Source organism: Mucilaginibacter achroorhodeus (assembly GCF_007846095.1).
Lineage (GTDB): Bacteria > Bacteroidota > Bacteroidia > Sphingobacteriales > Sphingobacteriaceae > Mucilaginibacter > Mucilaginibacter achroorhodeus.
Map to the genome: position 1 here is coordinate 335,026 of NZ_VOEI01000004.1, position 12,241 is coordinate 347,266.

General features: G+C 44.8%; 14 protein-coding genes. 7 read left to right on the forward strand and 7 right to left on the reverse strand.

Annotated elements, in window-relative coordinates:
• The first annotated feature begins 2 nt into the window (after positions 1-2).
• Both FPZ42_RS13275 and FPZ42_RS13280 read left to right on the forward strand, forming a co-directional pair.
• A complete protein-coding gene (locus FPZ42_RS13275; RefSeq protein ID WP_146272126.1) occupies positions 3-1,448 on the forward strand; it encodes a phytoene desaturase family protein in 1,446 nt (481 codons plus the stop codon).
• A 61-nt stretch (positions 1,449-1,509) separates the two neighbouring features.
• Positions 1,510-2,100 (forward strand): TMEM175 family protein, encoded by a 591-nt coding sequence (locus FPZ42_RS13280; RefSeq protein ID WP_146272127.1) that lies wholly within the window; start codon positions 1,510-1,512, stop codon positions 2,098-2,100.
• Here FPZ42_RS13280 and FPZ42_RS13285 read toward each other — a convergent pair.
• Positions 2,097-2,744, reverse strand: coding sequence for a YceH family protein (locus FPZ42_RS13285; RefSeq protein ID WP_146272128.1), 648 nt, complete (start codon positions 2,742-2,744; stop codon positions 2,097-2,099). The two genes, FPZ42_RS13280 and FPZ42_RS13285, sit on opposite strands and share 4 nt — an antisense overlap.
• Before the next feature lie 46 nt (positions 2,745-2,790).
• On the opposite strand from FPZ42_RS13285, the gene FPZ42_RS13290 reads away from it, so the two are divergent.
• The gene (locus tag FPZ42_RS13290; protein WP_146272129.1) at positions 2,791-3,606 is read left to right on the forward strand and encodes an SDR family oxidoreductase; all 816 of its coding nucleotides are present in this window, start codon (positions 2,791-2,793) and stop codon (positions 3,604-3,606) included.
• Between the two features lie 22 nt (positions 3,607-3,628).
• Positions 3,629-4,018: a hypothetical protein gene (locus FPZ42_RS13295; RefSeq protein WP_222431581.1), complete on the forward strand. Its 390-nt coding sequence runs from the start codon at positions 3,629-3,631 to the stop codon at positions 4,016-4,018.
• 56 nt (positions 4,019-4,074) lie between these two features.
• On the opposite strand, the gene FPZ42_RS13300 is transcribed toward FPZ42_RS13295, so the two are convergent.
• The 6 genes from FPZ42_RS13300 to FPZ42_RS13325 form a co-directional block, all read right to left on the reverse strand.
• On the reverse strand, positions 4,075-4,467 hold the full coding sequence (locus FPZ42_RS13300) for a group III truncated hemoglobin (RefSeq protein ID WP_146272130.1): 393 nt from the start codon (positions 4,465-4,467) through the stop codon (positions 4,075-4,077).
• 72 nt (positions 4,468-4,539) lie between these two features.
• A complete protein-coding gene (locus FPZ42_RS13305) occupies positions 4,540-5,283 on the reverse strand; it encodes a 3-keto-disaccharide hydrolase (RefSeq protein ID WP_146272131.1) in 744 nt (247 codons plus the stop codon).
• Between the two features lie 12 nt (positions 5,284-5,295).
• Positions 5,296-7,020, reverse strand: a complete 1,725-nt coding sequence (locus tag FPZ42_RS13310) for a GMC oxidoreductase (protein WP_146272132.1) — start codon at positions 7,018-7,020, stop codon at positions 5,296-5,298.
• A gap of 416 nt (positions 7,021-7,436) precedes the next feature.
• Positions 7,437-8,168 (reverse strand): 6-phosphogluconolactonase, encoded by a 732-nt coding sequence (locus FPZ42_RS13315; protein ID WP_146272133.1) that lies wholly within the window; start codon positions 8,166-8,168, stop codon positions 7,437-7,439.
• A 6-nt stretch (positions 8,169-8,174) separates the two neighbouring features.
• Positions 8,175-9,266 carry a Gfo/Idh/MocA family protein gene (locus FPZ42_RS13320; RefSeq protein ID WP_146272134.1) on the reverse strand — a complete coding sequence of 364 codons (1,092 nt, stop codon included), beginning with the start codon at positions 9,264-9,266 and terminating at the stop codon, positions 8,175-8,177.
• Between the two features lie 10 nt (positions 9,267-9,276).
• The gene (locus FPZ42_RS13325) at positions 9,277-9,963 is read right to left on the reverse strand and encodes a GDSL-type esterase/lipase family protein (RefSeq protein WP_146272135.1); all 687 of its coding nucleotides are present in this window, start codon (positions 9,961-9,963) and stop codon (positions 9,277-9,279) included.
• A gap of 369 nt (positions 9,964-10,332) precedes the next feature.
• On the opposite strand from FPZ42_RS13325, the gene FPZ42_RS13330 reads away from it, so the two are divergent.
• The 3 genes from FPZ42_RS13330 to FPZ42_RS13340 all read left to right on the forward strand — a co-directional run bounded on the left by FPZ42_RS13330 (position 10,333) and on the right by FPZ42_RS13340 (position 12,191).
• The gene (locus tag FPZ42_RS13330; RefSeq protein ID WP_146272136.1) at positions 10,333-10,770 is read left to right on the forward strand and encodes a MerC domain-containing protein; all 438 of its coding nucleotides are present in this window, start codon (positions 10,333-10,335) and stop codon (positions 10,768-10,770) included.
• Between the two features lie 25 nt (positions 10,771-10,795).
• Positions 10,796-11,245 (forward strand): Fur family transcriptional regulator, encoded by a 450-nt coding sequence (locus tag FPZ42_RS13335; protein WP_146272137.1) that lies wholly within the window; start codon positions 10,796-10,798, stop codon positions 11,243-11,245.
• Positions 11,246-11,372: 127 nt separating this feature from the next.
• Positions 11,373-12,191, forward strand: coding sequence for an N-acetylmuramoyl-L-alanine amidase family protein (locus tag FPZ42_RS13340; protein ID WP_186458769.1), 819 nt, complete (start codon positions 11,373-11,375; stop codon positions 12,189-12,191).
• Positions 12,192-12,241 lie beyond the last annotated feature (50 nt).

Below are 12,241 nucleotides of genomic sequence, written 5' to 3' on the forward strand. Positions count from 1 at the left end.
CTATGGCGCTTGAGAAACGCGATTACGATGCAATTGTAGTGGGCAGTGGCCCGAACGGCCTTGCGGCTGCCATACTGATGCAGCAGCAAGGGTTATCGGTATTACTGCTCGAAGCGAAGGACACCATTGGTGGCGGCCTGCGTACAAAAGAGCTTACGTTGCCGGGCTTTAAGCACGATGTATGCTCTGCGATCCATCCGCTTGCAGTCGCCTCCCCTTTTTTTAAAACGCTGCCTTTGGCAGATCATGGGCTGGAATATATCTACCCGGAGATAGATGCCGCTCACCCGCTGGAGCAACACAACACAGCAATTTTATGTCGCGATATCGAGCGTACAGCCAAGCAATTGGGAGCTGATGAAAATGCCTATTTAAAGCTCGTGAAGCCTGTGACTAAGAACTGGCCACTGATAGATGCTGATGTACTTGGTCCGTTGCACATGCCTAAGCATCCGCTGGCATTGGCGTCTTTCGGGTTAGATGCGCTTAAACCGGTCACTATGCTGGCAAAGCAATTTAAAACTAAACAAGCTAAAGCATTATTGGCCGGCATGGCCGCTCATAGCATGCAACCGCTAACCAACGCGGCTACTGCTGCCATAACACTTGTGCTAATGGCCACCGGGCATTTGCAAGGCTGGCCGCTACCTAAGGGTGGATCACAAAGTATAGCTGATGCCTTGGCAGGATATTTTACTTCGATAGGCGGTAAGATAGAGACCAATACTTACATTACATCTTTAGACCAACTACCCTCAGCGCATGCTGTATTATTTGATGTAACACCGAAGCAATTACTGCAGATAGCCGGGCATAAATTTTCCGCGCTATATAAATGGCAACTTAAGCGATATCGTTATGGTATGGGTGCTTTTAAAGTTGATTTTGCCTTAAGTGAACAAATTCCATTTATTCCTGAAGCCTGCCTTAAGGCCGGAACGGTACACCTCGGCAACACGCTTAACGAGATACGTGACGCCGAGCAGCAAACCTGGAACGGCAAACATCCCGATAAACCCTTCGTATTGCTGGCCCAACAAAGCCTATTCGATAATACCCGCGCCCCCGACGGCAAGCACACCGCCTGGGCCTATTGCCACGTTCCCAACGGCTCAACCAAAAATATGACGGACGCAATTGAGAAGCAGATAGAGCGCTATGCGCCGGGCTTTAGGGATACCATCCTTGCTAAGCATACCTTCAACACTGTCGAACTGGAAGAATACAATCCCAACTATATTGGCGGTGATATTAATGGGGGAGTTATCGATCTTGGTCAGTTGTTTACACGGCCTGCCATACGTTTGTCGCCCTACAGAACTTCTGAGAAAGGATTATACATCTGCTCTGCCTCAACACCTCCGGGTGGAGGGGTGCATGGCATGTGCGGTTATAATGCCGCCAAAAAAGCGCTTAAAGATGTGTTCGGCATAGCGGTAACGCTTTAGAGTTTTTTGCCTTTGCAAAGCACTCTGCCTAAACGTATATTTAACTTCAATTGATCACAGTATGGGTAAAGGTCGTTTAGAGGCATTTAGCGATGGCGTTTTTGCTATTATCATCACCATTATGGTGCTTGAACTTAAGGTGCCGCATCACGCGGAGTGGAGCGATCTGATACATTTATCGCCAGTGTTTCTAAGCTACGTTCTTAGTTTTGTGTATGTTGGTATTTATTGGAACAACCATCACCATCTTTTACACGCAACAAAATCAGTGACCGGTGGCATCTTATGGGCTAATCTTTTCCTGTTGTTTTGGTTGTCACTTGTTCCGTTTGTTACAGATTGGATGGGCGAAAACCACTTTGCACAGGTCCCGGTAATATGCTACGGCATTGTACTTATTATGTGCGGCGTGGCTTACAGCATATTGGTGCGTTTGCTTATCAAACATCATGGTGAGGAATCATTACTGGCACATGCCATGGGCAGTGATATGAAAGGTAAACTATCCGTAGGCATATACGGAGTGGCTATCGCATTGTCATTCGTCCATCCATGGTGGGCGGCTGGCCTGTATGGTGCGGTTGCGCTTATTTGGTTGATTCCTGATAGAAGGATCGAGCGTAAATTGAGCGGTAGTGAAACTTCCGTTTAAGATAGTTCCTTCATTGATTTATCAAAGGCTTCTTTCAGTTCGGCGAAATCAGTTTCCAGCTTACTTAAGCGTTCTTCGAGATCGTTGTTCGATGTGCGGCGCTGAGGCTCGTCGAATGCATCATCTTCAGGAACGGATCCGCCTAAAAGGTGTCGGTAACGCACTTCCTTTTGCCCCGGTCGTTTTGGCATCTGCTCTATAAACGGGAGGTCGCCTCCGGCTAATTTCTCCAGCATTTCCGTTACTTCATCCAGATTTTCAAACTCATACAAACGTCCAGAATTGGTATTGATCTCGCCGGGTGTTTGCGGTCCGCGAAGGATAAGCAAACAGATAACAGCCACTTCTGATGGGACAACCGGGAAAACGATACCAAAATTATGTTTGTACTTAATTACCCTACTTGAGCCACCAGTAGCGGTAGATACCAGGCCTTTACGTTTCAATGTGTCTAAAGCCAAAGCAACGGTTTGTTCGTCATACTCTACTACAGGCTTGCGTGCAGTTTTTTGGTTGCAGGCTGCAGTTAAGCCGTTGATGGTCATGGGGTAATAATCGGGCGTTATCTTGCTTTTTTCCATTAGCGAGCCTAATACCCTCAGTTCTGTGTCGTTTAGTACAGGTAAAGTTTGCGGCGTATCCATAGGGCAAATATATTGTTTGCATTTGTATTATCTTTAAGCCGCTATTATGACAATAAGTATTTTAGGATGCGGTTGGTACGGGTTGCCACTTGCAAAGGCTCTGGTCAACGACGGGTACAAAATTAAAGGCAGTACCACATCTGCCAATAAAGTTGAACAATTGGCTAACGCAGGTATTAAGCCCTTCGTGTTGGATCTATCGACTGATCAATCTACCTTTCCCGATGAGTTTTTTGATACCGATATTTTAATAATTGCTATCCCGCCTAAAACCCGGTCCGGGGAAGGGCAGGAGTACTTAGCTAAAATGGAGAAGGTAGTGGAGAGCATCATTAAACATCAAATAAGCAAAGTTATCCTGATCAGCTCCACAGGTGTTTATGCTGATATGAACAAGATGGTAAACGAGGATATACCCCCGGATCCCGATACCGAATCCGGCAAAATTCTATTAAATGCAGAGGCACTGTTCCAGCAGCGAATTAGCTTTAAAACAACCGTCATCCGTTTCGGCGGGCTGGTAGGGCCAGGCCGGCATCCCGGAAGGTTCTTTGCAGGCAAGCAGGGGGTTGCCAACGGATTGGCACCTGTAAATCTGATACATTTAGATGATTGTATAGGCATTACTAAAACCATCATTAGCAAAAATGCCTACGAGTGTACCTTTAATGCGGTTGCCCCGCATCACCCAACCCGTGCAGATTTCTATACCCAAGCTGCTGAGCAAGGCGGTTTAGCATTGCCAGGTTTTATTTTAAAACTTGATAGATGGAAAATAGTGGAAAGCATGAACGTGCCGGAAATATTGAATTACCAGTACGACGCAAATAATTGGTACACAGCCCTTGATCATAAATTTTAATATCCCTTCAATATCAATAAGCATGTCACAATACGTCATTCCGCTCAAGTACCGTAAGATGGAGAACCTCCATATCGTGTTCTGGCTTTTTAAGGATATTGGCTGGTGTATGATATGGAAGCCGCTTGGTATTATTATGATTGTCCCTACGTTGGTGATATCCATCTTGATAGCCTGGCGCACAAGAGAGCTGATGTCTGAACTTTGCCATAACCTGGCTATTACCTTTTGGATAAGTGCTAACTCTTACTGGATGATAAGCGAGTTTATGGGTTTTGATCACATTACCATTAGCGGATGGTTCACTTATAAGCATTTAGCCTTGATCCCATTTCTGCTTGGTGTTTTTTGCCTGGCATTTTATTATGCCATCTGGCAGCCTCGCCATCCGGATGAAATAGAGACGATGTGAGTAGATGTTATTTGTGTTTGTAGAGCGGGGAAACGAGAGCCGGAGCGGGCTTCGTTTTACACAATATTAAAAGGATTATTCCTCAGATAAGCAAGTTTACTTTGAAACATCGTAGCCATTTTATTAGCGCGCCATTTGGCTTCCGCGGCTTTATCGCCGCTAAATAGTTCATCAACTGTTCTTGTAAATAGAGCCAGCCATTGGTTAAAGTGCTTTTCATCGATAGGCAACTGCGCGTGAGGCGGGAATGGGCGACCGCCATAAGTGTATTCTTCCAGCAGAACGGTTTGCCAAAAGCGGTACATCTTATCCAAATGCTCGGGCCAGTTATCTTTTATCCGCTCGTTAAAAATGAGCTCTAACAGATCATCTTTTTGGATCCGCTCGTAAAAGGTATCAACCAAAAGTTTGATATCTATAAGCGATAAAATATCCTCCTTGCCTTGCATGCACCAAAGTTAAGGATTAGTAGTTGCCAAAAATGTGACGGCTGTCACAAACATTCCATAAAAGCCCTGATCTTATAGTTTTTTGATCTCAACATTTCTGAACCAAACATCTGCGCCGTGGTCTTGTAACGCGATATGGCCTTTCTTGAAGGTGCCGAAACCCGGCCATTCCTTAAATTTGCTTGCCGCTATCATCTTCTTCCAATTGTCATCCCACATGTTGGTAGATAATACTTTCTCATCGTTAACCAGGATTTCCAGTTTGCCATCATTGGCTATCACTTCGGTTTTGTTCCATTCGCCCGCTGGTTTAACTACCTCTTTTGAAATCGACATCAGATCGTACAGATCGCCTGCACGATGCTTGATCAGTTTGCCGTCCTCATTTTCTTTATTGTCAGCTATTTGTGTTTCCGGGCCGGTTTGCCATGGATATTTGTATTTGGTAGTATCTTCATGCACGTAAAACATGATACCGCTGTTACCCGCACGCGATATTTTCCATTCTACCTTAAGGTCAAAGTTCTCATACTCTTCATTGGTGATAATGTCGCCGCCGCCGTTGGTTTGCCAATCAGCTTTTTTAGAAGCATCAAGGTGCAACACGCCACCTTTTAGCTGCCACGCTTTTCCCACGCCCGTTTTACCGTAGGTGTGCCAGTTGCTCATGGTGCTATCGGTAAGTAAAGGCTCAAATGCGGTTTTGGTGGTGTCTGCTTTGACCTCTACTGTTGTATCACCTGCGGTTTTCTTATCTGCGGATTGACAGGCAGCCAATGCCATTATTGCAATTGATAAGTAGGCTAATTTTTTCATGTGAGATAGATTTTAAAGTTTACCTGCTTTAACCTGCTCTGCAGCATAGTTAGTTGCGCGTGCTGTTAATGCCATGTATAAAATTGAAGGACTTTGATTACCGGTACTGGTCATACAGGCCCCATCGGTAACAAAAACGTTTTGGCAAAGGTGCAACTGGTTCCATTGGTTTAGCAGTGAGGTTTTGGGATCTTTACCCATGCGTACGCCACCCATCTCGTGAATATCCAGGCCTGGTGCCTGCTTGTTGTTATTTGTTTCGATGTTTTTTACGCCGGCTTTCTCGAACATCGCGGCTGTCTCTTTTAGGAAATCATCCGTCATTTTATCATCGTTAGGGTGGTAGGCGACTGAAGTAACCAATAGCGGAATACCCCACTGGTCTTTTTCGGTATCGCTTAAACGAACGTGATTTTCTTCGACGGGTACAGTTTCGCCCTGTAGATAAGCGAATACATGCCAGCCGCCGGGTTCAGACAGGTTGTCTTTATAAGCGGAGCCAATGTGTTCACCCGGGATATCTTTTGCATGCTGATCGCGATAGGCATTCAGGAAGGTAGTATAGCCGCCGTAATAATCCGTCTCGCGTTTATGTAGGTTTTTGTAATTCACTAATATCAGGTCGGTAGGATTGCGGCCGAAATAGTATTTATCCTCATAACCGTCCAGAGTGCCGCTTACCGATGCACGGTAATTATGAAATGCAACATATTTGCCCAACAACCCATTATCGTTACCTAACCCATTGGGAAAACGTTTTGACTTTGAATTAAGGAGGATGAGATTAGTATTCAGTGCTGAGGCGTTCATAAATATCACCTTTGCTTTGAAGTCAATGGTCTCTTTGGTTTGGGCATCTATCACCCTTACACCAGATGCTTTGCCTGTTTGCTCGTCATAAATAATAGAATGAACAACAGAGTGCGGACGTATAGTTAAATTCCCGGTTTTGGCCGCCCAGGGCAGGGTAGAGCTTACCGAACTGAAATAACCGCCAAAAGGACAGCCACGCATACACATATTACGCGCCTGGCACTTACCCCGGCCCTGATCCAGGTGGATCTGTTTAGGCTCGGTTAGATGCGCCCAACGGGCATGCACCAAATGCCTGTTAAAGTTTTGCTTGATGTTGTCTCGCATAAATTTTAGCGGCGCACTCATTTCAAACGGTGGTAAAAATTCACCATCAGGCATTGCCTCTAAGCCGTCTTTATTTCCGCAGATTCCAATGAATTTTTCAACGTGAGAATACCATGGGTCTACATCTTTGTAGCCGATAGGCCACTCAATACCGTACCCAAAACGATGTGGGGCGGTAAATTCAAAATCGCTCCAGCGTTGCGTAGCGCGGCCCCAAGTAAGCGACTTACCTCCAACCTGGTACCCACGGATCCAGTCAAAGGGCTTTTCCTGTACATAAGGATGGTCTGCATCTTTGATGAAAAAGTGGTCGCAATCGTCGCCATAGCCGGCAGCTTTGGTGATCAATGGATTTTCTTTAAGCTGTTTCAAACTTACCCGGCCGCGGTATGGAAACTCCCATGGCGCTTTCGTAGCAGTAGGATAATCCTTAATGTGTTTAACATCCCTGCCGCGTTCTAACACCAGCGTTTTGAGGCCTTTTTCGCAAAGTTCTTTTGCAGCCCATCCACCACTAATTCCGGATCCAATAACTATAGCATCGAAAGTTTGCGCAGCAGAAGTTGCCGCAGTATTTTCAGGCGTATCAGTAAGCATTTTGTAGTTTATAATTGGTAACTAAAGATGCGATTAAAAATCAAGAAGTACTAATTACGTCACGCCGAATTTACATGGGCTGTGCTCCAAGCAAGTATTGCTATGCCCTTATACTTATAAACGCACAAGGCCAAAATTGCTTTGGTCGCTTTCGCCCGAAGCCTTTTTGCTGACGCGGGATAAAAGAAATGCACGGACAGAACGTAACCGAATAAGGCGACATAGTGTAACGTGCGGTAGCACAGGCATTGCTAAAGCATAGCCATTGTAGCGCGTTGCCGTGGTCGCGAGTTTTCTTTGGTTACTTTCTTTTGCGGAAAAAGAAAGTAACATCCACTAACAATCATACCACTCACTGCCTTTCCTAACGAAGAACCGCCTTTGAGATTGCTTCGTACCTCGCAATGAAATGGTCCTTATACTTTTATCAACTTAGTTGCCACTTCCTCATCCAACAAAACAACCGCGTTATCCAGTGTTTGCAGGATAGATGCGGGCACAGCTGTACTTACTTCGCCTTGCAGGCTTTTGGCAATAATATCAGCTTTTTTAGCGCCCGAGGCAATTAATATGGCTTTGCCGGCTTCTGCCAGGTGCTGTAAGCCCAATGTAATGCCACCGGTTAAAGGCGTGGCTTTATCGAAATATTTCTGACCAACCTCAACAGTTACCGGATCCAGTTCTGAACGGTGTGCGTAGAGGTTAAATGGTGTGCCGGGCTCATTTAAACCAAGGTGGCCGTTCATACCTATACCCACCATCATCACATCAATACCGCCTTTGGAAGCGATAAAGCCATTTATACGATCACACTCGGCTTCAAGGTCATCAGCTTTGGCGTTAAATAAGGTGACATTGGTAAGCTTCGTGTTTAGCTTATCGAAAAAAGTATTTTTGAGATAGTATTTGCAGCTTCCTTTATCATTCTCATCCATGCCTACCCATTCGTCAAGGCCAACGATAGAAGCTTTCGTCAGATCTATGCGGCCATCATTAGCCCAGCTAACCAAATAATTTAGGGTTCCTGTTGGAGAATCGCCTGAAGGAAAAACTAATACCGAATCCGGTTTTACTGCCAATTGCGTCGCAACCAGTTCGGCTGCTGCTTTTGACATTTCGTCGTAATTGCTATATACTTTAACTTTCATTTTTTGTTAGTCATGTTTAGGGTTTAACCAAAGATCTATCGGCTTTTCTACTTTGGCATAGTAGGGCAACGCTACCTTTTTCCCTAATCCGGCAGATGCATAAGCTGCATAAATAATTTCCAGCACTGCTCGGCCATCCTCGCCGGTAACAATAGGGGTTTTGTCTTTCCGAACGCACTCGATAAAGTGTTTCAACTCCTGCGGGTAACCCTGGTTAAATGCTTCCTCAAAGATGGTAAATGTCCAACCGGCAGAACTATCCACTTTTTCCATGGCATAACCATAGCCATCTTTGCTGTATGTAAGCGCAGAATTACCCATAAAAAGATCGGCATATACCACACCGCCGGTGCCGTATATTTCGCAACGGTCGTCCATGCCGCCATGCTTGGCCCAGCTGCTTTCCGCAACGCAGGTAACGCCGTTCTCAAACTCCACTATCACTACCGCATTGTCTTCGCCTTTTGTGCGGCCTTTATGTAAAACGGTACTCATGGTGGCGTAAACATCTTTCACCCTGGCATAATTCAACACCCAGCGAAACCAGCCTAAAGCGTGGCAACCCATATCCATTAGTACACCACCGCCGGCCAGGTCAATATCATAAAACCAATCAGTATGCGGGCCGGAGTGTTTCTCGGCTTGCTTTAGCATGTACACTTCGCCAACGGCACCCTCAGTAACCAAACTGCGGGCACGCTCGTATTTCGGCGCAAAGCAAAGCTCTTCTGCATACATCAGTTTTACGTTATTCTCTTTGCAAACCGCTATCATTTCATCGGCTTGTTCAATGGTAACGGCCAATGGTTTTTCTATAATGATATGCTTTTTGGCTTTTGCTGCTTTAATGCAAACCTCGGCGTGCAGGTAATTGGGTACGCAAATGTCGATCACTTCGGCATCGGTTTCGGCCAGTAGCTGGTCAACATCATTGAACCAGGTTGCGATATGATATTTCTCGGCAAAGGCCTTAGCTTTATCCAGGTTACGGGCATAAACGGCTACAACCTCGGCCTCCGGCACAAAGCGGTGGTACGATTCCAGGTGAATGTCTGAGATAAAGCCTGCGCCAATGATGGCTACTTTAGTTCTGTTCATAAGTAAGATGTTATAAATAGTTCATTTTTTTGAGATATGCCACCCAAACCTTGTAGGCATCCTGATTAAGGTGCAAACCTTCAAGCGTATAACGGTTATCAAGCAACCCGTTTTTATCGGTAAAAAGCGGTGCTAAATTAACCCATGTAAAATTAAGTTCTTTTGCTTTCGCTTTCAGCAGGTTATTAACAACCGATACATGAGCGCCCTTATCATAGTGCTGCGGGAAATTAGCGTGGGTAGGATTTACCGGCAATGTACTCTGCACGTAAATATGTGTTTGGGGGCTTTTAGCGTGTACGCGTTTAATGATCTTAAAATAGTTATCAGCAATAACCGCATCCGGGATATCTTTACCGATATCATTAATGCCAAACAAGATGAATAGCTTATTGGGCTGGCGTGCAATGATATCATCCAAGCGTTTTAGTGCCCCGAAGGTAATATCGCCACCGATCCCACGATTAACGGTGGTTGTATCGCCGGTGAGACTTCCCCAGTTACCCATCTCGGTAATGCTATCGCCAAAGAATATGACGTTAGCCTTTTTTACCGGCTGGGCAGCAAATATTTTTAACCTATCGGTAGTATGGTCGGGAATAAAGGGTATGGTATCAAACAGATTTTGATTTGTAGGCCGCTGCTGGGCCTTTGCAAAAACCGGGATGGCTAATAGCAGTAATAAAAACTTCTTCATGAAAAAATAATTGGCAGCTAAATGTACAAAAAGCTGACCGCTGATTTTATTGATTTTGGGATTAAGATGATTTTTTACTCACCCCGCGGCACTTCGTGCGCGACCCTATCTTCGCTGCGCGAAAGAAGGTGAGGAAGAAAGAAGCTAAACCACCATGTCACTTCGAGCGAGCAGAAGGGTAGGGTAAAGCTTGGGGGCGACGAGAAATCTTCTACATTTACATTAGCAGGTGTAAGTATAGTATATAGAAGATCTTTCTACGGCGTAGTTCGTTCGAAATTACACTGTAGATAACGAGAGTATCCATTCCTGACAAAATCTAAACAAATCTAAATGTAATAATGTTGCATTTATATTTATCTTTGTAGCATGTTATCACCCCGTAAAGCCTTAAAGCTGGACAATATTGGTATGACCGCCTCTACACTTTGTGCTATACATTGTGCGGCGGTGCCGGTGTTTTTTACCAGTTTGCCTTTGTTAGGGTTGGAGTTTTTGGCTAACCCATGGGTGGAGTGGAGCATGATACTGTTTGCGCTGTTTATAGGCGTATGGTCTATAGGTGGGGAGTACAAGAACCATCGCAACGCTTTGCCTTTAGCAATGTTGGTTTTGGGTTTTATACTTGTTATTGGCGGTCATTTGTTAATACACAACTGGGTTGAAGCCGTAGTAGTGCCCGTTGGCGGCTTATTGATAGCCACCGCACATTTTATTAACTACAAACTGGCCGGTACATGCAATGCCGGCAACAGCTTCCTGCACCTTAAACACTCACACAAACACGATAATAAGCAAGCTGCTTAACTGAATTTTACCTAAATTTGGAGAAATGGCACAGACTAAGAATTTTCGTTTTGAGGAACTGCTGGACAAGCACCATCTAAAAAAAACCGGTGCGCGTTTACGGGTGCTTTCTATGATGTATTCAAAAAACACGGCTACTTCGCAGCCCGATCTGGAGAGTGTGATGAGTGATATTGACCGCGTTACTCTTTACCGTATCCTTAATGTGTTTGAAGAAAAAGGCATCATCCATAAGGTTTTCGATTTAAACGGTACAGCCAATTATGCCGTTTGCCACGCAGATTGTGGCGAAAATCATCATCATGATGAGCACCTGCATTTTAACTGTACCAATTGTAAAAACGTTTACTGCCTTGATGATCTGCACATGCCACGTTTAAATTTACCGGAAGGCTTTAAGGCCGATAGCTTTACGCTTTATGCATCGGGTTTGTGTCCCAAATGCAGTAAAAAAAGCGCTGCTACCATTAATTAATGCAATACGGAGATTTCTTTTATTAATCCCTTTTACAATCTCGTCGTCAAAATCAACAATAGCAAACTTTTATTTGCGTTTGCAGTTTGATAGTGTGGCTGATAAATTTGTATTCCTGATTAATCTAATGCGACAAAAATACACGAGGCTGATCTGTGGTGTCAGCGTTTTATGTTTATATATCCTGTTTTGTTCTTTTACCCCTGCAGATACTATTGTTACGGGAGGTTATAAAATTAAGAACATTATCATTGATGCTGGCCACGGTGGTAAGGATGCCGGCGCCCGCGGACAGTATTCTTTTGAAAAGAACGTCACGCTTTCCATCGCCAAAAAGCTGGACGCTGCAATCCATGCTCAACTGCCAGATCTCACTACTGTACTTACGCGAAGCGATGATACTTTTATCGAACTTCGCCGGCGATCGACTATTGCCAATCAGTCAAAAGGTAACCTTTTTATTTCCATCCATTGTAACTCATCTGCAGAGGGCACAGCTTATCGCGCGCACAAGCAAAGCGGGGTAATGGTGCTGGTTTATGGTTTGCATCGTGCCAAAGAGCAGGCAGAAGCCATGCGCGAGAACGCCTCTATTTTTGAAGAAAAGAACTACCAGCAAAATTACCAGGCACTTGATGACAGCGACCCTGCTAATGCAATTATCCTGGATGCCTTTACTAAAAAATACCGCAAACAAAGCATTATGTTTGGCGATTACCTGATGCGGGAGTTCACCGATACTGACGGGCGTGCTGCATTAGGTGTACGCGAGCAGGGTGTTTACGTACTGGCTAACAGCGCTATGCCGTCCGTATTAATAGAAACCGGTTTTATCAATAACCCTGATGAAGAAGAATATCTGAACTCTGATGAGGGGCAAACGGCCATAGTGCAATCTATTATCCGCTCCATTACAACATACCGCAACGTGTTAAGTAGCAGGTAAGCTATTAATATAAATTTCATTCTAAGTTATTAAGCTAATAAGCATTATTT